Origin of the sequence: Bacillus sp. MMSF_3328 (genome assembly GCF_030733525.1) — a bacterium.
GTDB lineage: Bacteria > Bacillota > Bacilli > Bacillales > Cytobacillaceae > Bacillus_AB > Bacillus_AB infantis.
This window is the reverse complement of sequence record NZ_JASHIV010000006.1, coordinates 164,784-185,472: the sequence shown is the minus strand read 5'-3', so window position 1 is coordinate 185,472 and position 20,689 is coordinate 164,784. Positions and strand designations below refer to the sequence as shown.

The following is a 20,689-nucleotide window of genomic DNA, read 5'->3' as shown; positions in this document are numbered from 1 at the left end:
CCTGTTTTAAATTCATTCTTATGACGGTTGAAGGAGGAGTTTTGTGACTGATGAGCCAAGGGGACAGGTCCCTTGGCTCTTTTTAAAATGGGCCAGAGGACCTGTCCCCTTGGCTCAAAGAAGAGAAAAGAGGATTATTAGGAGGATATTCGATAGAGACCAGCGAAACAGAAAATATGGAGTCATAGGGTGATGGTAAGATGAGCCACGGGGTCAGACCCCTTGGCTCGTTTTGAGATAGGCCACGGGGTCTGTCCCCATGGCTCATAAGGGAGGCTGAAACATGAACTTAAGTAATTTCAAAAGTGCAATTGATGCCGCGATTCTCGACAGAGGACATGACTATTATATAGACGGGCGCCTGGAGCATATAGAAACCAATGCTGAAAATAAGTATTTTTTCCAAGCGGAGGGGACGGATTTTTATGAGGTTTGGGTTGAGATTAAGGAAGATGGGGAGATTGCCGATTCCGAATGTGATTGTCCCTATGATTATGGCCCGATCTGTAAGCACCAGGCTGCAGCTTTTTACCAGCTGGCGGGAATGTTGGATGGAGTTAAGCAGGAAAATAGGGCAGTGAAAAAAACTGAGAAAGTTCCCGCTCTGGAAGAGGTCCTGGCTGATTTATCAAAGGAAGAATTGATTCAAATTCTTCTGGAAGCCGCCTATTATGATGAGGGACTTGAAAGAAAACTCTTATTGAAATATGTAAAGGGAGGCAGCAAACAAGAGCTGAAGGCATGCAAAAAGCTGATCAAGGATATTGTGAGGGAGTATAAAGGCAGGGGCGGGTTTATTACTTCCAGAAACGCTGGCCGGTTTACGATCGAGCTGGAAACAGTCCTCGAAAAAGCGGGTGATGTCAGTGATCCGGAGCTGGCTGCAGATATTTCTTTGTTACTTCTGGAGGAAGCTATAGCTTCCTTTCAATATACAGATGATTCAGATGGAGACGTTGGTTTTCTAATCAAGGGGACTCTCGAGAAGATTGAGGAAATCGCCATGGATGCAGCTGGAAGTGACCAGGGAGAAGTGGTGTTCAACAAGCTATTAAAGGCTGCAAATAGTAACATGTTTGAAGGCTGGGACGAATTCCAGATTGACCTTCTCCAAATTTGTCTGATATTTGCCTCGACTGATTATTATAGAGAACAATTAAGAAATATTATTGAGTCCCAGCTACTAAGAGAAGCGCCGGATGATAGGTATTCGAAATACAGGAAGGAAAACCTGCTTCAGCTATTATACCAGCTGCTTGATCAGTATGGGCCGGCGGAGGAAGCGATGAAGTTTATGCAGGAGCACCTGCACTTTTCCTCTTTTAGAAAGCAGCTGCTGGAGAAATATCTAGTGGAAAGTCATTATGAAAAAGTCATCGAAGTTTCTTTGGATGGAGAGGACCAGGATAGAGAGTATCCTGGACTGGTAACTAAGTGGAAGGAATACCGTTACAAAGCGTATAAAGACCTCGGAAGGAAAGAAGAGCAGCAATCATTGGCGAGAGAGATGTTTTTAGATGGCGACTTTGGCATGTACGGGGAATTGAAAGAGCTTGGAAAAGAGAATGAACGGTTTTATGAGGAGCTTAAGGAAGAGCTGAAGGGGAATAATAGATGGCTTAGTGAACGCCTGCTGCTTCAATTGATAGAAAAGGAAAATGATACGGAAGAGCTTATGATCTTTGTCCGGAAAAATCCCAGCTATATTGAAAAATATGCCGGAAAGCTCGCAAACCATTATAAGGAAGAAGTTACCGGGATTTACAGGGTATATATCTATAATGAAGCAAAATCTGCATCCAATCGAAGCCAGTATCGGGAGGTTTGCCGGAAGTTAATTCATTTTAAGAAACTTGCCGGGAAGCCGGAGCAGGCTGAAATCATTGAAAGGCTGGCAGAAGATAATAAAAGAAAGCCCGCTTTTTTGGACGAGCTGGAGAAGATACGGTGATGTGAGCCATGGGGACAGACCCCTTGGCTCGTTTTGAGACTGGGCCAGGGGGTCTGTCCCCATGGCTTAAGGGAAGGAGGTCAAGCATGGGACAAGAGAGAGGTTTGAATCGCATACATATTTTGTTTGGGGAGTCCCCTGCTGGATCTTTGAAAAATGCCTTTAGGGATATGGGTATTTATGAGCAGGAGAGGGTTGTGTTTTTTAGGGACATCTTTTCAGTTGGTCCTGTTTGGATGCTGCATGAAGAGAGCGGGAGAGAAAACAGGATAGAATGGATGAAGGATTTGATCAGTGATGATTATGAGGAATATCCCGAATATCGAAATAAGTTTGAGAAGACGATCAGACAGATACAGGGTATTTCTGATGGCTCTCATATTATTATCTGGCATGCTGATAATGCCCACGAGCAGACGGGATTGCAGTTTGTTGTGTATCTTTTGAAGGGGAAAAATATAGATATCTCCGCGATCAACACAACAAAAGCGGGTGAAGAAATGTTTCCAGACAAAAAAGTGAAATTTACTCCATTGCACACAGGGGAAATATCCCCTGAGACACTTCAGCTGATCTGGGAAAGCCCATTTGGAAAATGGTTAACAGACCATGATAGAGAACATCTGGAAAAAGAGTGGCTGATCCTTTCAGAAGATCGGGCAAATTTAAGAGTATGGAGAAACCAACTGATCCACAGCTTTCCCGAAGACTACTATGATACATTTATAAAAAGCAGGGCCGAAAAGCTGCATGCCAAGCAAAAGGAAAAGGATTTCATGAAATCAGCAAGGCTGATTGGCGACGTGCTTGGGCGTTTGGATCAGTATGTAGGAGACGAATTTCTTGAATATCGATTGAAGAAAATGATAGCAGCAGGCGTATTCGAGGCGGAAGGCAGCCTGCTGGCGATGAGGTTTTATAGTGTGAGGCTGCACCAGGGGTACAGGTCCCTTGGCTCGTTTTGAAAGTGGGCCAGGGGGTCTGTCCCCATGGCTCAAAAAGGAGTTGTCACTCATATGCCAGATTTATCTCATGATGAAATAAAAGCTATTTTGAGGGGCGCAGATGAAATCATTCTTCAGGGAGGCAGGACACTTCTTGCCAAGATTTTGAAGGGTTCAAAAGAGAAAAAGGTGCTGAAGCTTGGATTGGACAAGTCCCCTGTTTACGGTTATTACCGGGCAGAAAAGCTGGAAGAAGTAATTGGGAAAATTGACTGGATGCTGGACCATGACTTTCTGGATATAGAGTATCAGGGGAAACTCCCGATGATTGTGTTTACGGAGAGGGGCTGGCTGATTGAAGCTGACCAGATGACCGATGAATTGATCTATGAATGGAAGGACTGGATCCACCAGGGAGTACTGGAACCGGATATGCTGTATTTAAAGGATCGAAATCGCGAGATGATTCTTTTGATGCTGGAAAAAATCAAGGAATCCAGAAACAAAGAATTTATGCCTTACTTACGGTTATGGGAAAATATCGAATATAAAAAAGTCCGCGCCGCAATTAGGGAAACCATTAATCTGCTGGAAGAGAATAAGCAGGGAGATAGCAAGGCAGCCAAGGAACGAAAATTGATACTGGATGAAGCTTTATTAGGTTCAGCTCCTCAAGATCTTCTATTAAAGTGCTATGAGTGCGGAGATAGATTCACTTTTTCTATCGGTGAACAGCAGTTTTTTAAACAGAAGGGTTTTGCACTTCCGAAGAGGTGCAGCGGATGCCGGGAATCACGCGAGTTGGAAAAGTTTTTCGATTGGGAGTATTAGGATTGTAGATAAGGAGCAATAGCAATTGGGAAAGAAGAAAAAGCATGGGCATTTTTGCATAGGATGCGGCATGGATAAGCCTAAGGAAAAGTTTAGCGGGAAGGGTCACAGGCAGCATATTTGCAAGACTTGCAAGAGAGCGGGGAAAACAGGAATGGTTTTCTCCACTTCTGAATACGACCGAGAAATGAATAGGTTAACCAGGGCAATCAGAAAGGGCATGATTTTGTATACGGAGAGAATGAACTTTTTCTTATTCGAATATAAGAAAGAACTATATATCACAAGAGAAGAGTTTAACTCTGAGATTTTTGTGTATCAGGCAAATAGGCAGCAGGATTTTATTGTGTCAGAATCCTTATATCAATATGAATCTCGGCTGGCAGTCTTATATAGCAAATACTATAATGCGATGGAAAACGGGCAGAGTGTAGAGTATACCGAATTAATAGAAGAAGATGACGATCCAGAAGTAACCTTGACCCAGAAACAAAGGCATTATAAGAATATGATTCTTTCAATTAATAATATGGAATGAGCCATGAGGACAGACCCCTTGGCCCGTTTTGAGACTGAGCCAGGGGGTCTGTCCCCATGGCTTCTAACTAGGAGGCGAAATAAGTGAAAAAGATCATTCTCACGACTGAAAGCGGCGCTGATTTGCCGGCTGATTTAACTGAAAGGTATAACGTTCAGGTGGTTCCGATGCACATCGTAATGGATGGGAAGGATTATTTGGATGGCCATTTGCCGGTTGAAGATATTTATGATTATTATGCACGAACGAAAAAGATTCCCTCTACGACATCAACGAACTCTTATGAATACGAGGAGTTTTTTGCGAAGATAAGAGAGGATTATCCGGATTGCGTCATTATCCATATTGGCTATACAAGCAAAGCTTCTTCTTCTTTTCAGAATGCCGTAATCGCAGCGGAAGAGTTTGAAGATCTATTCCTGATTGATGCCCTAAATGTGACAGGCGGATTGGCTGCCGTTGTCATCTACGCAGCAGAACAGCTGGAACAGGAACCTGGCATGGAGCCTGCAGCCCTGGTTGAAAAAATAGAAAGCATCGTGCCTAAGTCCAGGCTGGCTTTCATCCCTGGCAGCCTGGATTTCTTGCGAGCGGGCGGGCGCGTAAGCAATATGGCGTACCTTGGCGGAACACTTTTAAAAATAAAACCTTGCATAGAATTGGTTGACGGGAAGCTCGTCTCCACGAAAAAATACCGCGGAAAAATGAGCACGGTGGCTGAAAAAATGATGCAGGATTATTTGAATGATTACAAGATTGACAGAGAGCAGCTTTACTTCATTTACTCAATTGGCCTTGATGAAACAATTAAAAAGCGGATGGACAAAATCGCCGAAGAAGCTGGATTCAAAAACGTAATGTGGATCCAAGCAGGCGGCATGATCTCCACCCACTCCGGAGCCGGCGGTTTTGGGGTGGCTGGATTAGAAGTGTGAGCCGAGGGGACAGGTCCCTTGGCTCTTTTTGAGATTGGGCCAGGGGGTCTGTCCCCTTGGCTCTTTTTGAGATTGGGCCAGGGGGTCTGTCCCCTTGGCTCTTTTTGAGATTGAGCCAGGGGGTCTGTCCCCCTGGCTCACTAACAGGTATAATTAGGAAATAGAGGGGGGAACATGTTGATCATCCCAAATAAAGTGAATGCTGGTTTACTTGAGGATATTAGTAGAAACGATTTACTGTGGATTGTTGGTTGGTTCGAGAAGCATCAGCGGTCTCTTTATATATTAGGCTGGTCTTATCTTAGGAATCAGCAGCAGCTGGAAGAGCTTTTCTACCAGACTATATTAAAAGCACGGAAGGATTTTCCGAAAATAAAAAGCAAAACAACATTTGATATATGGGTAACAAGGGTTTTTATAGATAAATGCCGTGAGCTTGCTGCAAGCGGGAGTATAGAAGCTTCAGAGGAAAGTGATGCGCATGAGGAACTGTTCAACGCGCTTGAACAGTTAAAAGGAGAAGAGAGGGAAGCGCTTGTTTTTACCTATCTGCAGGGACTATCCAGTGAGGAAACAGCCAGCCTTCTCCAGCTTTCCGTTAAAGAGGTAAAGGAGCTGCTGGTTTCTGGAATCCAGTCGCTCAGAAATGGACTTAGGTATGGGGAGCATTTTAATGGCTGTGCGGAGTACCAAAAGTTTTACTTAGATTATCTTGGGCGGAACATGGAGAGGCCGCTTAAGATTGATTTCGAAAAGCATATTTATCATTGCCCGGACTGTCAGGAGGATCTGGCTTCTTTTCAGGAAGCACAGCTGCATTTGACGAAGATCATGGAGGCGTTTCAAATTCCGGCCGGCTTTATGGAGAGCATTAAAGAAAGAATTGCCCAGACTGAAAACCTGAGGCAGCAAAAGAACAACAAACGTAATAGAATCGGATTTATTGCTGCAAGTGTATTGGCTATACTCATGTGCACTGGTTTCTTTACAGGGGCTTTCGCAAAAGTCTATTATTCCTTATCTGAGGAAAATCCAGAGCTCCGTCCTTTTCTGCAGGCGAAACTGGGTGAAAGGCTGAATTTGGTAGCAGAAAATAATGGGGTGAAGATTAAAATTAAGAGCGTGATCGCTGATGAGGTTCAGACGCTGATTTTTTATGAAATCGAAGATACGAAGAAAAACAATCAGTATATGATTAATTTTGATGATGGCGTTTATGTGGAGGATGAGCAGTCCATCATGAATGAGCAAATGTATCCTCCGTATAATCCCCCTGACCTGGAGTCGGATTTAAACAAGGAAGAACAGAACATCTATCATGGAAAAATCAGTCTGAGGCCGCTGCTAAAAGATAGCGGCACTATTAAGCTGAAGATTACAAAGATGATGAAATTAACCCGCGGCTCCTCTGTCCGGGATACTTTTAGCGGAAGCTTAGAGGAGGCAAGAGGTGAGTGGGAATTTGAGATTCCTGTAGTCAAGCAGCCTTCCACCGAGTATGAACTGGAAAAAGACATAGAAGTTGAGGGTCTCCCAGTCCGGATGGAAAAACTGATTCTTACTCCGACAGCCACCCTTCTGCAATATAGCATGGGTTATGCACAGTCAGGAAAAAAGAGGATAGATAATATTGATTTTGCCAGTTTAGAAGTGAACAATAAAATATTAAAAGCGGATCTTTATGGCGGTGCCTCCTTAGGTTCATGGCATGGTTATCAAGCACAATTCGAACCTCTTTTTGAAAAAAAGGCAGGGAAGATTGAGGTGAAATTCAAGAGGCTGTATTTATCTTTTGATGATTATAAATCAATTAGATTGGACCCATCCAAGCAGTACCCGCAAACCTTTAACTATGCTGGCAGCAGGATTTCCATTGATAAGGTAGAGGTTGGCAAGCCTACCACTGTTGTCTTAAGCAATCATGACATTAAAGATCGCGCCTACGAGTCGTTTCACTTCAATATTGTAACGGAGAAAAGCGAAAATACTTCAATCGAAATGGAGTCTGAAGGAGTCTACGTCGATAAAAGCGGGAAAAAATACGATGTTCATCAAATCACACCTGCTCTATACGAAAAGCTCGAGTACCTCCGCCATTTCTCTACCGTTGAAAGAGTCAAAATACAAGGTGATAATTTAGTTCCCCAAGCCCTTGAAATCTATGGGTACAGTACTACTAAATATTTGGAAGATGTTGTGAGGATATCGTTGGAATAGAGATCCAGGGGGACAGACCCCTTGGCTCTTTTTTGAAACTGGGCCAGGGGGTCTGTCCCCCTGGCTCAAATAAGGAGAATGCCGAATGATTAGAAATGCTGTTGGGGCCATCGTATTTCAGGGAGAGGAATACCTTTTGGTTCATAAGGTTAAAAGAAGTGCTTTAAAAGCTTCGGAAGGACATATGAAAGGGGAGTGGGATTTCCCTAAGGGCGGGGTCGAGGATAGCGATGAAAATCTTAAGGACGCGATATTAAGAGAGCTGGCAGAGGAAACAGGATCTGCTGAATATCGAATTATAAGGCAGCTAGAGGAAAAGATCTGTTTTAATTTTGATAAGGAGTTTGCTGAGAAAACAGGCTGGAGCCGGCAGGAAACGGTGATGTTTGTTGTTGAGTATGTGGGGGATAGGTCTGATTTGAAGGCAGAGGACAGCGAGATTAATGAAGTTGAATTTGTAGAGAGGGATGCGGTCCTGGAGCGGCTGGTTCATGGGGAGAGCAAGGAGTTTTTTATTGAGGTGTTTTGAGCCAAGGGACCTGACCCCCTGGCCTAAACCAGCCCAAGGAACCCATTCCCCTACCTCACCGCACCCCCAACAACCCCCGATTAATCACCCCATTAATAATCTCCGCCATCTCCCTAGGACTGTGATCCATCCCATTATTAAGCCATTTCTTTATCGCATGAATGCTGCCGCTGATGATGAAGGTACTGAGGTATTCAGAAAGGTTTTCATCGTACGCTGTGTCGGCGAGCCAGCTGGTCATGAAGACCTGGTGGGCGAAGTTGATGACTTTTGTTTCGAAGGTTGTGTTTGTTTTTTCGTTGAGGAGGGTGGTGCATACTTCGTGTTTGCTGGCGAAGTATTCGAGCAGTTTTTCGATCATTTGGAGGGCCTGGTCTTCTTTTTCGAAGTTGTACTGGCTCATATAGCCCTGCATGTCCTGGATGATTTCGTCTTCGATGGTGTCCAGGAGGTCATATTGATCGGTATAGTGGGAATAAAATGTGGAGCGGTTGATGTCGGCGAGACTGCAGATTTCTTTGACGGTGATATAGGAGATTTGCTTGTCCTTCAATAGCTTCATGAGGCTGTCTTTCAATACCATTATTGTATATTTTTTGCGTCTGTCCATTTTGGGAAAGGTCATAACCAGTTTCCTTTCTTTTTGCGTTTTCCAACACTTTTGATCATTGTGTCGGGAATACCACGGAAGTTAGAGAACTGTTCGTTGAATAGGCAACACCGTGTTTATATAATGATAAAGTGTATAGAAAAAAAGGGCAAGAGAGGGTGAACACGCATCAATATTGCTGCACGAATACTTAAACATAAAAAAGCCGTTGCCATTATTTTCGCGGTTTTGACTGTGCTTTGCGCCCTGGCGCAGTTCACTGTGTCGGTGAACTATGATATGAAGGAATATCTGCCGGAGGACGCTCAGTCGACGAAAGCCATGGAAGTGATGGAGCGGGAATTTGAAGGAAATGTCCCGACGAACCGGGTGATGATGCGGGACATGACCATACAGGAAGCTCTTGATTTCAAAGAAAAGCTGGCCGCGATTGACGGTGTATCTGATGTCATGTGGCTGGATGATGTGATCGACATCAAGGCTCCGCTTGAGATGGCGGACCCGAATACGGTAGATGACTATTACAAAGATGACTATGCCTTATTCTCTTTCAGCATCCGTGAAGGAGAGGAAGTCCAGATTACTGATCGCATTTATGATCTCATCGGCAAAGACAATGCGATGGCCGGGGAATCGCTGAATACGGCCACCCAGCAGAAAATGGCCGGCACAGAATCGATGTATGCGGCCGCCTTTTTGGTGCCGATCATCATCATTATTTTAGTCGTTTCAACGACCTCGTGGGTGGAGCCGCTGCTGTTCCTCACCGCCATCGGTGTATCGGTTCTGATCAACATGGGGACGAATATTTTTCTCGGTGAGGTTTCCTTTGTCACTCAGTCGGTCGCCCCGATCCTGCAGCTTGCAGTCTCGCTGGATTATGCAATTTTCCTCCTGCACAGCTTTAACGATTACCGGAAAAAGGTGGGAGACCCGCGGGAAGCGATGGAGCTGGCGATGAAGAAATCATTTTCGGCAATCGCAGCCAGCGCGTCCACAACCTTCTTCGGTTTCATTGCCCTATCATTCATGGAGTTTGAAATCGGGTCGGATCTTGGCATCAACCTGGTTAAAGGGATTTTACTGAGCTTCATCAGTGTCATGGTGTTCCTGCCGGCATTGACATTGCTTTGTTATAAATGGATCGACAAGACGCAGCATAAGCCATTGCTGCCATACATCCGCGGCAAGGGGAATTTTGTGCTGAAGTTCCGGGTGCCGGTTCTATTGCTTGTCGCCATCCTGATTGTCCCGGCCTTTCTTGCGCAAAGCAAGACCAATTTCACTTATGGAGTTGGAGAGCTGCCGGAAACAACCAGGGCGGGGAGCGATTTTGCGAAAATTAAAGAAGAATTCGGGGAAAGCACGCCGATGGTCCTGCTTGTACCAAAGGGGGATACGGCTAAGGAAGAAGAGCTCGCCAGCGAGCTGGAGAAGCTTGACCATGTAACGAGTGTCATGGCATATGTCAACACCGTCAGTGCGGCTGTCCCTCCAGAGTATCTCGACCCCAGCATCACCGAACAGTTTTACTCGGAAAATTACAGCCGGATCATCCTTCAGACAGACACAAAAACTGAGGGAGATGAGGCATTCAAGCTGATCGAGCGGGTCCAGGATACTGCTGAAAAGCTGTATGGGGACAAGGTTTATTCAGTCGGGGAAAGCGTGACATTGTATGATATCAAAAACACGGTCAAAAAAGACAACACACTGGTCAATCTGCTGACTCTCCTGACCGTCGCATTCGTACTGTTTGTAACCTTTAAGTCGATTTCGATTCCGTTGATCCTGCTGCTGACCATTCAGACAGCCGTCTGGATCAATCTGTCGGTCCCTTATTTTACAGATTCTTCATTAGTATATGTCGGCTATCTGCTCGTCAGCATCATCCAGCTGGCAGCGACTGTCGACTATGCGATCCTGCTGACAGATGCTTATAAAGAGGACCGGCAGGAAATGTCTGCGCTTGAAGCAGTCAAGAAAACGATGGATGAAAAAATATTCTCGATCGGCATTTCAGCCTCAATTTTATCAAGTGTAGGCTTTATCTTATGGATTACGTCATCGAACCCGATCGTAGCTTCAATCGGACTGCTGCTTGGAAGGGGAGCGCTGCTGGCCTTGATCATGGTTGTGTTCTTCCTTCCGGCGTGCCTGCTGATCTTCGATAAACTGATCATGAAAACAACATGGAAAGCAAACTTTTATAAGGAGAAGTGATGATGAGGAGAATGAGAAAATTCTTGGCTGTCTTTGCCAGCATCCTAATGATGATGCCCGCCCTGCTCGTTTCGGCTGATACAGCGGGCAGCAAGTCAGGGGAAAAAGTCTCCCAGGAAACAGGAGAGCTTTCCTCAAAGGATGAAGTGGTGTATGCAAAGCTCAGCCCAGCCGGTGAAAATCAGGAAGTTTATGTGGTCAACATTTTAAATATTGAAGAACCTGGGGAAGTGACTGATTATGGCCCCTATACGAACCTGAAAAACCTGACGGATCTCTCGCCGATTGAGAAATCAGACGCAGCGGTGAATGTGACGGCTGAAGAAGAAGGAAAGTTTTATTATCAGGGTGATTTGAATGAGTCAGCCCTGCCATGGAGTGTTTCCATTACGTATACATTGGATGGGCAGGAAACCGCACCGGAAGAATTGGCTGGAAAAAGCGGCCATGTACAAATTGGGATTCAAACATCCCGGAACGATAATGCAGATCCATCCTTTTTCGAGAACTATCTGCTGCAGATTTCCTTCCCGCTGAATGGGGAGAAATTCAGCAATATCGAGGCTCCGGACGGGATGCTTGCCAATGCGGGGAAAAATAAGCAGGCCACATTCACTGTGATGCCGGAAAAAGAGGGAAATCTGACACTTGAAGCAGATGTGGCGGATTTTGAGCTCGATGGCATTGATATCACAGCCATTCCGTCTTCTCTCCCGATTGATGCACCTGACATCGATGACATGACAGGTGAGATGGATACACTGACAAAAGCGATCAAAGAGGTCAATGATGGAGTGGGGCAGCTGCAGAACGGCGCTTCGGAATTGCATAATGGCGCAGCTAAGCTCAGCGATGGCTCCAGGGAGTACCGTGATGGCATAGCGTCGCTCGATGGTTCCTCTTCCAAGCTGGTCAGCGGCTCAAAGAGCATCGAGCAGGCTCTGCAAAAGCTGAATAGCAGTCTGAGCGCTGGCTCTGGAGATATGGGTCTCGGCGATTTGAAAAAGATGCAGGATGGACTGTCCCAATCCGCAGCCGGCCTGCGGGAAGTGTCCAGGAATCTGGCAGCATTGCAGCAGGCTTTTAGTGCCTCTTACAATAGCTTGAGCGAAGCAATGGAAAACATCCCGAATCATGAGATTTCCCACGCACAGATCGAGCAGCTGATACAAAGCGGCGCCGATCCGGATGTGGTCGCGCAATTGCTTGAGACTTATACAGCTGCTAAAAATGCAAAGGGAGTATTTGCTGCTGGGCAAGGCAGCTTTGCCGCTGTCAGCGGGACATTGCAACAGGTCAGTGGTTCTCTGACAGGAATGGCCAAAAATCTGGATGCAATGGCCGCGGGACTTTCGCAGGCTCTGAACAGCTCAGATGCTGCCGATGCAATGGCCCAGCTGCAGGCAGGCGTTAATGCACTTGCCGCCAATTACGAATCCTTTCACTCGGGATTGGTGGACTACACCGGCGGAGTGAACAGGCTGGCAGGTTCCTATTCTGAACTGCATAACGGCATTGCTGGCGTCGCCGACGGAACAGGAGAAATCGCCAACGGCGCAGCCAGCCTTCATACCGGTACCACTGAACTTTATGAAGCAACCAGGGATCTGCCTGAACAAATGAAAGAAGAAGTTGAAGGCATGCTCGAAGAATATGACAAGAGTGACTTCAAACCGGTATCCTTCGTATCAGCGCAAAACAAAAAGGTCAACTCTGTTCAGTTTGTGCTAAAGACAGAAAGCATTAAGCAGGAAGAAACGAAAGAAAATGAAAAGCCTAAAGAAGAGCCGAAAGGGTTTTGGGCTCGTCTGAAGGCGCTGTTTTCATAGGAGTGAGCCAAGGGGACAGGTCCCTTGGCTCTTTTTGATATTGGGCCACGGGGTCTGTCCCCGTGGCTTGGAGTACTATTAAAATTTTTTCTCACATAAGCAGCCTGAGTTAAAAGTAAAGAGGTAATCTTCCAGAGAATGTAGAAATACTAAAATATAATTTCAGACACTTTTCTTCACATGCATTGAGATTTAAGTAGAGATCCTAATGGTCTAAAGATCCAAGGGGGTTATATATGATTACGGTGGGTGAATTTGCTAATGTGTTAGAAAAGGCTAATATTATGCTGGTTGGCGGCAGGAATAATGCGGATAAGGAGATAGGGTACCTAAGCAATTTAGAGCTTACTGAAAGAACGTCGCGGATTAAGGAAAAGGGGTTTATCATGACCACTTTTCACGCCTTCGAAGACGTAAAGCAAATTGTCAGCCATCTGGAGTGGCTGCAGAATATCGGAGTCAGTGCCATTGGTTTTCATATCGCTGCTTTGAAGAAGATTCCGTTCGAAGTTATCGAGTTTTGCAACATAAATTCTCTTCCCCTCTTTGAAATTCCTGAGGATGTACCATACTTCATTATTTATGAAAAATATAATCAGTTAGTGAATCAAAGAGAAAATGAAGATGTTACGAAAATATATAAACTGAATGAAAAACTTATGGAAATCGTGCTTTTAGAGAAAGATTTAAATTCAATTGTAAAGGTGATAGGAGAGCATATAAACCATATTGTTTGCGTCTTGGATCCTTATTTCGAGCTGATTGGCTATTGGAAAAAGAAAGAGCAGACCAGGAACGAAATCAGGCATTTGATTGAGCTTATCATCGGCCAGCATAAAGAGAATGTATTAAAAGTGAGATTTACAAATCGAGAAACCAATATCACCGTCAAACAGGCAGGGAAAACTGCCGTAGATTTTAAAATATATCCTTTGTACTCAAAGCAGAACTTTCTGGGTTATATGATCATTTGCCAAAAGGGTATTTCAGACAGGTACTCGGAAGAGGTTATAAAAAATGGCCTGCGCGCTTTAAGTTTAGCGGCCTACAACAAAAATACACTATTAAACTATCAAAAGAAAAAGGATATAAAGTTATTTGAAAGCATTTTTCAAGGCGAGGCTGCAGGAATTGATCCTTCGGAGTTCTATATTGACTTAAAAAGGGTCACATGTATTCTTCAGATGCAATCGCATTACCTGGAAATGCTTCAATCAAAGCTGCAGATGCTTGCAGAGCTATTAAAAGAAAATGAGGCAAACTCGCGGATATGGATCTATAATGGGAAAATTGTGGCTGTTTTAGCATCAGATTTTGATAAAGAGACATTAACTCAGATTCTCAGGGATTGTTCACATGTCCGGATAGGCGTAAGTGCATTAGGCGCAGTCGGCACTATTGAGAGTATCCAAATCCTGTACAGCCAGTCAGCTACAGCTTTGACCCATTCTAAAACACATGAGTTACAGCTGTCATTCTGGGATGAGATGGGCATTGAAAAAGTAGGCTATAATCTCCATTCCCATCATCTATTCCCCCATTTTGATGAAGAAATACTTGGTCCTTTATTATCGTATGATCAAAAGAAAAATGCTTCATTAACAGAAACTCTCTATATCTATCTCAAACATTTCCGCAGCCTGCAGAAGGCAAGCAGTGAATTATACATACACCCGAATACAGTGAAGTACAGATTGCAGAAAATCAATGAACTTCTTCCTCTGGATATCCAAAACTCAACTCATTATTCCCTGCTCGTACTGGCCTTTTCTATATACTATTCTAAACAAAACAATGACTAATACCATTTGTTTATAAGAGACAATCTATGTCTCTTTTTTTGTTGGATCATGACAATGTAATGGTTTAACTATATTGTTATAATTCTGAATAATCAAATTAAAAGGAGAGGGTTAACCATGACAGCAGATGGAAATTGGCTTTTGCAAAATGCCAGTGTTATTGATGGGACAAGCGATCAGATTAAGGAAAATGTATTCGTCAAAATCGAAAACGGCAGGATAACAGAGGTCAATCAAGGCGAGCCGTCTAATACAGATGGGTTTGAAGTGATTGACTGTTCAGGGAAGTACATACTCCCGGGGCTTATTGACTGCCACGTTCATTTAGTGTGGAATGGCAGCGCCGATCCGCAGTCGGTTATTAAAAACGAAGAAAATGACAGAATCGCTCTGGAAGCCTATAAACATGCCTTGGACACACTCAAATTAGGCGTAACAACTGTACGGGATTTAGGTTCTCCTGACAGAACTGTGCTCCATGTAAGGAATATGATAGATTCCGGCTTACTAACTGGGCCATCTATTATTGCATCTGGCGCACCGATTTGTATGACAGGCGGACATGTATATTATCTGGGCTATGAATCAGACGGGGCAGATGAGGTCCGCAAGAATACGAGAAAGGTACTGAAGGAAGGTGCGGATCTGGTAAAAGTAATGGCAACGGGCGGGATTTATACCAAAGGTGAAGAACCGGGATCGGTTCAATTAACCATTGAGGAGTTAAGTGCTGCAAAGGAAGAAGCCTTAAAAAAGAACAAGAAAGTTGCTGCCCATGCAGATGGACTTGAAGGGATCATGAATTGCTTAGAGGTCGGAATTGATACGATTGAACATGGCATTTATGCGGACCGCCAGGCACTGGAAATTATGAAAAATCAAGGGACATTTTTAGTGCCGACCATGAAGGTAATGAGACAGCTGACCAGCAGTCCGGATATCCCGGATTATGCACTGGAAAAGGCGAAACAAGTAGTTGAACCCCATTTTAATATGTTAAAAGAGGCCGTCCAAATTGGCGTGAAAATTGCTACTGGGACAGACTGCGGCTCTCCGTTAACTCCTCCAATTTACTATTTTGATGAATTGGCGATCATGCAGGAGGCAGGGATGTCCCAGCTGGACGTCATAAAAGCTTCAACCAGCATCGCAGCAGAGTGTCTCGGAATCGAAGAGCAAACCGGCAGCATTACTCCAGGGAAGTATGCTGATTTGTTAATTGTAAATAAGAATCCGCTTGATGATCTAAACAGCTTGCGTGGAGAAAAGAAAGTTATGAAAAATGGAGTCTTCATTAATTAAACAATAAGAGGTGAGCGGGTTGAGTATATATTTAGCAGCTGTTGTTATCTATTTAATTTTAATGCTCTTGATTGGTGTGTATTTTGCCAAGAATTCAGTGAAGAACAGCGATGATTTTATGGTTGCAGGACGGAGCTTGCCTTTATTTGTTGTGATGGGGACACTGCTGGCCACATTTGTTGGATCAGGGACCGTGGTGGGCGGTGCCAGCTTTATCTATCAATACGGTCCATTTGCCGCTATTTTTAATCTGTCCGGCGGGATTGTAGGGGCAATCATCTTGTATTTTATCGCAGGAAAGATCCGGCAGGTTGAAATCTATACTGTGCCGGAATTATTGGAGCGGCGCTTCGGAAAGGGAGCCCTCTATATATCTTCTATTATCATTATTTTCGCTTTTATTGGAATTACCGCTTATCAGTTCACAGGCGGAGCATATGTCCTGCAGCTGACTACCGGCATTCCTTTGGAGATTGGCGCCATTATTATATGTGCACTAGTCATCTTTTTGACGGTTAGCGGGGGATTGTTCTCTGTAGCTTATACGGATGCCCTTAGCGCCGTATTGATTATTCTCGGGTTTATTATAGGACTTCCTTTTGCTTTAAATGCCGTCGGCGGATTTGAGGGTCTGGCGGTATCCTTGCCGGAAGTGAATAAAAGCTGGAATGGCGGATTAACTTTTCCGCAGCTGATCGGCTACTTCCTGCCGCTGTTTTTACTCGTATTAGGGGACCAAAACATGTATCAGCGATTTTCTGCGGCGAAGGATCCGGATGTAGCCCGCAAATCGACGATAGGATTTATTGTTGGCTGTATTTTCGTCATCAGTTTGACCATCATGCTCGCTACAACCTCGATTGTTCTGTTCCCGGAGATTGCGCCTGACACGGCTATTTTGTCTCTGGCAATCGATGGAGTGCCAATGGTCATTGGGCTCCTGATTTTATGTGCGGCTGTTGCTTTTATTATTACCACAGCAACTTCTTATCTGTTATCTGCCTCCGGCAATATCATCCGTGATCTGATTCAGCGTTCTAGTAAAAATGAGTTCTCAGAAAGCAAATTATTATGGCTGAACCGTATCATTGTCGTGGTATTAGGTGTCCTTGCTTATGTGTTAGGCCAGTTCTTCCCGAGCGTATTAGCTATCCAGATGTATTCCTATACGATGTATGGAGCTTCTCTCACTCCTGCCATCCTTGCGACCGTCATGTGGAAAGGCGCCACAAAAGCAGGTGTGCTGAGTTCCATGGTTGTCGGCGGTTTCGCAACCATGCTGTGGGAGATAGGGCTGGACAGGCCATTAGGCTGGAATAGTGTTCTTTTCGCCCTGCCATTATCGGTGCTGACTCTGATCATTGTCAGCCTGCTTACCAAAAACAAGAATGCTTCAGCCGACCATAATCAAACTGGCCAATATAATCTGTAAAAGGAGCTGCTAAACATGGATACATCCAAAAGGATAAAAAAATTGGGAAACTATATGGAGGAACACTCAATATCTGCTGCTTTTGTTTTTAATCCGGATCATCAATTTTACTTAACGGGTTTTAAAGCTTTAATTTATTCAAGGCCCATTATCTTTCATCTGCAGCATGGAAAATCGTCGATGATTGTTCCCGGGCTTGAGGAAACCCATGCAAAAGAAAGCGGAAGCATTGATGATGTGCTTGTGTATTATGAGCACCCAAATGCTGAAAGAGTGGAGAAAACACACGCCGAGTATATCCAGGTCTTGGCAAAGCAAAGTCCTGATGGGGCAAAGATCGGTGTGGATCTATCGTTTATCCCTGGAGAGATTCTTTTATCCCTCCAAGAACTAGGCTACCAGGTGGTGGATATCGGGGCAGTTATTTATAAAATGCGGTTTGTTAAAGATGCGGAAGAGATTCATATGCTTGAACAGGCAGGGCAATTAGTGAATCTTGCGGTAAGTAAATCATTAACGAGAATCGGCATAGGAGTAACCGAGATGGAAATCGACGCAGCGGGAAATACGGCTGTTTTTGAAGCTGCCTCTACTCAATACCCTGATGCCGTCCTAGATCTAGTGGTGATGTCTCCCTCTGGATTAACAAGAAGCATTATGCCGCATGTGTTCTCTAATACCAGAAAAATTGAAGCAGGGGATGTTATCATCCATAGCAGGCAGGTTGGTCTGAATGGATACCGCGCGGAATTAGAGAGAACGGTCATCGTCGGAAAACCCACAGCAGAGCAGCAAAGAGCATTTGAAGCCGCTATGGAGGCACAGCAGCGTGCTATCGATTTTATTAAACCAGGTGTCAAATTATCAGAAGTAGATAAAGCCGCCCGCCAGGTATTTGAAAAGGCAGGGCTCGAAAAATTTGCCATCCACCGGACCGGGCATGGTATTGGCGTCTCAGCGCATGAACAGCCATTCCTGCGGTATGACCACCATGAAATTGTGGAAGAAGGCATGGCCTTTTCAATTGAACCGGGAATCTATATTCCTGGTGTGGGCGGCTTCAGGCATTCCGATACGGTTTTAATCACATCTGATGGCTGCCGATTGATTACGGAATATCCGCGTGATATGGAGTCTTTGCTTTATTAATCTAGAAAAGCCAAGGGGACAGGTCCCTTGGCTCTTTTTGATAATGGGCCACGGGACCTGACCCCGTGGCTCCATGGTTTAAATTGGAAGTCTTGCCGCTTATCCTTTAAAATTAAATAGATAAATATACAGGCAAATTCATCGAAAGGTGAGGGCGCAAGACTATAGGGGCTAAAGCCAAGGGGCTATGTCGGCCAGTTACCGATTCATCTTTATGGACGATAGGCTAATCGGTTTCGGTTGGTCTATTTTTTATGCTGTAGGATCGAGGAAAATGAAGAGGGACAGCAATGATGAACATACAATTTGCACAAGGTTTTGGATTAGGGGCACTGACTGTTTTATTGATTGTAATTTATTTTTTCAGAAGTTGGAAAAAGAAAGAAACGGACTCTTTTAAAAATCATGAAAGTTATATGCATGTGATCGAAAACACCAAGGATTTCCTTTATTATTGCCAAGTCTATCCGGAGCTGCAATTCAAATATCTTGGTCCTTCAGCTGATGCTTTTTCGGTGCAGGTTCTAATGTAGATGCCTATTCGGACGCAGGTGTTGCCTTCAGGGATATTCACCCGGAGGATATGGATATTCTGCAAAAAAAGGTGCAGGGACAGGTGGATTTCAATCAAGCGATCGTTCAGCGCTGGAAGGATAAAGACGGCCATTACCGGTGGTTTGAAGAGTATGCGTCTCCCATATATGAGAATGGCGTGCTGGTTGCTCTTCAAGGGGTGGTGCGGAATATTGATGAGAGAAAAAAGCTGGAGGAGACATTGACATATCGAATCGCCCATGATGCGTTGACAGACATATATAACCGTGAATTCTTCGAGCAAATGATGGAGAAATATAATGAACGTGAGGATATAGCTGCAGCCATCATTTTGTGTGATTTGGACGGATTGAAATGTTTAAATGACAACCATGGACACAAAACAGGGGATTTTCTAATTAAAGAAACAGCACATCTATTAGAACGTTTTTTTACAGAGGATGCTTATGTTTCCAGGATTGGAGGAGATGAATTTGCCGTCATTCTTTTAAAAAAGGAAAAAGAACAGGTGGAGTTACTGGCCGAAAAGCTAGCTGAAGCGATTAGCAGATATAATGAAAATAGCCAGGAAGTCAAAATCAACCTATCAATAGGCTTTGCGTTCAGTGAAAATTCCCGAGGCGTAATGGAACGCTTATTTGTTGAAGCGGATAACCATATGTACCAGCATAAAAGAACGAAAAAAGGTGCCTGAATCTATCCTAACAGATGGGAGAGAGATGCCTTTCTTCGCAAAAATGGAGGATAACTATGCCCGCCAAAAAAAGAATCAGAGACTATGGAGTAAAAATAGGAACCCTTCAGACAGGTCCACGCAATAGCATCACAGATGTGGAAGGCGTAACTGTGGGGCATACCACGCTGAGCGAAGCTGACAAACAAACCGGGGTTACGGCAATTGTGCCGCATCCCGGAAATCTATTTGAAGAAAAGCTGATCGCCGCAACCCATGTGATCAACGGGTTTGGGAAGAGTATGGGGACAATTCAGATCAATGAGCTGGGTACGCTTGAATCCCCCATTATCCTGACCAATACGCTCGGCATCGGTACAGCTGCAGATGCTTTGATTCAGTATATGCTGGAGTCTAATCCCGAAATCGGCCGGACGACTGGAACGGTGAATCCGATTGTGTGTGAATGCAATGATATGTTTTTGAATGATATCAGGGCTGGGTTTATAGAGCGGGAGCATGTTTTCCAGGCACTGCAGAATGCCTCGGCGGACGTGGAAGAAGGCACTGCTGGAGCAGGGACCGGCATGCTTTGCTATTCGCTGAAGGGCGGGATCGGGACAGCTTCAAGGGTAATGGAGATGGACCATGGGACATATTCATTGGGCGTTCTCGTGCTGACGAATTTCGGCGGTTTAAAGGATCTGCGGGTGAATGGGAAAGCGGTCGGGGTAGAGCTGAGTGAGGCTATCCAAGCTAAGGAGGAGCAGGATAAAGGTTCAGTTATCATCATTGTGGCTACAGATCTGCCTGTGTCAGAGAGGCAGCTAAATCGAATTATTAAAAGGACGGTTACAGGATTGTCCCGGACGGGGTCAATCATCGGGACGGGAAGCGGCGAGGTTGTCATTGGGTTTTCGACTGCTGTGAAAATTCCTCATGAAAAACCGGCAGATTGCCTGACCTTTTCTATGATACATGAAGAAGATATTGATCTGGCCTTCAGGGCGGCAGGCGATGCAACGGAAGAAGCTGTCCTGAATTCTTTGGCAGCGGCAACACGGGTGGCGGGCCGGAATGGGAATGTGCGGCCGGCTTTGAGTGATTTGCTGCGGAAGCATGGTATCCGGCTGGTGTAAAAAAAGCCATGCTCCCAATATTGCGGGGCA

General features: G+C 44.7%; 18 protein-coding genes and 1 riboswitch. Of the genes, 17 read left to right on the top strand and 1 reads right to left on the bottom strand.

From position 1 onward, the window contains the following. The first annotated feature begins 43 nt into the window (after positions 1 to 43). The 8 genes from RBB45_RS12845 to RBB45_RS12810 all read left to right on the top strand — a co-directional run bounded on the left by RBB45_RS12845 (position 44) and on the right by RBB45_RS12810 (position 7,945). Entirely contained in the window at positions 44 to 193 is a 150-nt protein-coding gene (locus RBB45_RS12845) for a hypothetical protein (RefSeq protein ID WP_022543421.1), read from the top strand. Between the two features lie 90 nt (positions 194 to 283). Beyond that, a complete protein-coding gene (locus tag RBB45_RS12840) occupies positions 284 to 1,951 on the top strand; it encodes an SWIM zinc finger family protein (RefSeq protein WP_306009697.1) in 1,668 nt (555 codons plus the stop codon). Positions 1,952 to 2,037: 86 nt separating this feature from the next. Then, positions 2,038 to 2,916: a DUF1835 domain-containing protein gene (locus RBB45_RS12835; protein WP_306009696.1), complete on the top strand. Its 879-nt coding sequence runs from the start codon at positions 2,038 to 2,040 to the stop codon at positions 2,914 to 2,916. Between the two features lie 24 nt (positions 2,917 to 2,940). Then, positions 2,941 to 3,726, top strand: coding sequence for an RQC-minor-1 family DNA-binding protein (locus tag RBB45_RS12830; protein WP_306009695.1), 786 nt, complete (start codon positions 2,941 to 2,943; stop codon positions 3,724 to 3,726). A 346-nt stretch (positions 3,727 to 4,072) separates the two neighbouring features. Beyond that, positions 4,073 to 4,264, top strand: coding sequence for a hypothetical protein (locus tag RBB45_RS12825; RefSeq protein WP_306009694.1), 192 nt, complete (start codon positions 4,073 to 4,075; stop codon positions 4,262 to 4,264). An 83-nt stretch (positions 4,265 to 4,347) separates the two neighbouring features. After that, on the top strand, positions 4,348 to 5,199 hold the full coding sequence (locus tag RBB45_RS12820) for a DegV family protein (protein ID WP_306009693.1): 852 nt from the start codon (positions 4,348 to 4,350) through the stop codon (positions 5,197 to 5,199). A 174-nt stretch (positions 5,200 to 5,373) separates the two neighbouring features. Then, on the top strand, positions 5,374 to 7,416 hold the full coding sequence (locus tag RBB45_RS12815) for a DUF4179 domain-containing protein (protein WP_306009692.1): 2,043 nt from the start codon (positions 5,374 to 5,376) through the stop codon (positions 7,414 to 7,416). An 85-nt stretch (positions 7,417 to 7,501) separates the two neighbouring features. Continuing rightward, positions 7,502 to 7,945, top strand: a complete 444-nt coding sequence (locus RBB45_RS12810) for an NUDIX hydrolase (RefSeq protein ID WP_306009691.1) — start codon at positions 7,502 to 7,504, stop codon at positions 7,943 to 7,945. A 55-nt stretch (positions 7,946 to 8,000) separates the two neighbouring features. Here RBB45_RS12810 and RBB45_RS12805 read toward each other — a convergent pair whose 3' ends face one another. Next, complete coding sequence (locus RBB45_RS12805; RefSeq protein WP_306009690.1) at positions 8,001 to 8,570, bottom strand: TetR/AcrR family transcriptional regulator; 570 nt, start codon at positions 8,568 to 8,570, stop codon at positions 8,001 to 8,003. Between the two features lie 264 nt (positions 8,571 to 8,834). On the opposite strand from RBB45_RS12805, the gene RBB45_RS12800 reads away from it, so the two are divergent. The 9 genes from RBB45_RS12800 to RBB45_RS12760 all read left to right on the top strand — a co-directional run bounded on the left by RBB45_RS12800 (position 8,835) and on the right by RBB45_RS12760 (position 20,659). Next, a complete protein-coding gene (locus RBB45_RS12800; protein WP_306009689.1) occupies positions 8,835 to 10,778 on the top strand; it encodes an efflux RND transporter permease subunit in 1,944 nt (647 codons plus the stop codon). Beyond that, positions 10,778 to 12,607, top strand: coding sequence for a YhgE/Pip domain-containing protein (locus RBB45_RS12795; protein ID WP_306009688.1), 1,830 nt, complete (start codon positions 10,778 to 10,780; stop codon positions 12,605 to 12,607). The genes RBB45_RS12800 and RBB45_RS12795 overlap by 1 nt, the downstream gene beginning before the upstream one ends. A gap of 236 nt (positions 12,608 to 12,843) precedes the next feature. Then, entirely contained in the window at positions 12,844 to 14,409 is a 1,566-nt protein-coding gene (locus tag RBB45_RS12790; RefSeq protein WP_306009687.1) for a helix-turn-helix domain-containing protein, read from the top strand. A gap of 117 nt (positions 14,410 to 14,526) precedes the next feature. After that, the gene (locus RBB45_RS12785; protein ID WP_306009686.1) at positions 14,527 to 15,711 is read left to right on the top strand and encodes a metal-dependent hydrolase family protein; all 1,185 of its coding nucleotides are present in this window, start codon (positions 14,527 to 14,529) and stop codon (positions 15,709 to 15,711) included. 19 nt (positions 15,712 to 15,730) lie between these two features. Further along, positions 15,731 to 17,143 (top strand): sodium:solute symporter family protein, encoded by a 1,413-nt coding sequence (locus RBB45_RS12780; protein ID WP_129613523.1) that lies wholly within the window; start codon positions 15,731 to 15,733, stop codon positions 17,141 to 17,143. A 15-nt stretch (positions 17,144 to 17,158) separates the two neighbouring features. Beyond that, positions 17,159 to 18,292: a M24 family metallopeptidase gene (locus RBB45_RS12775; protein ID WP_306009685.1), complete on the top strand. Its 1,134-nt coding sequence runs from the start codon at positions 17,159 to 17,161 to the stop codon at positions 18,290 to 18,292. A 121-nt stretch (positions 18,293 to 18,413) separates the two neighbouring features. Beyond that, a riboswitch (cyclic di-GMP riboswitch) is annotated at positions 18,414 to 18,498 on the top strand. An 84-nt stretch (positions 18,499 to 18,582) separates the two neighbouring features. Continuing rightward, on the top strand, positions 18,583 to 18,825 hold the full coding sequence (locus RBB45_RS12770) for a hypothetical protein (RefSeq protein ID WP_306009684.1): 243 nt from the start codon (positions 18,583 to 18,585) through the stop codon (positions 18,823 to 18,825). Between the two features lie 50 nt (positions 18,826 to 18,875). Further along, positions 18,876 to 19,541 carry a GGDEF domain-containing protein gene (locus RBB45_RS12765; RefSeq protein WP_306009683.1) on the top strand — a complete coding sequence of 222 codons (666 nt, stop codon included), beginning with the start codon at positions 18,876 to 18,878 and terminating at the stop codon, positions 19,539 to 19,541. A 56-nt stretch (positions 19,542 to 19,597) separates the two neighbouring features. Continuing rightward, complete coding sequence (locus tag RBB45_RS12760; protein ID WP_306009682.1) at positions 19,598 to 20,659, top strand: DmpA family aminopeptidase; 1,062 nt, start codon at positions 19,598 to 19,600, stop codon at positions 20,657 to 20,659. The last annotated feature ends 30 nt before the right edge of the window (positions 20,660 to 20,689 follow it).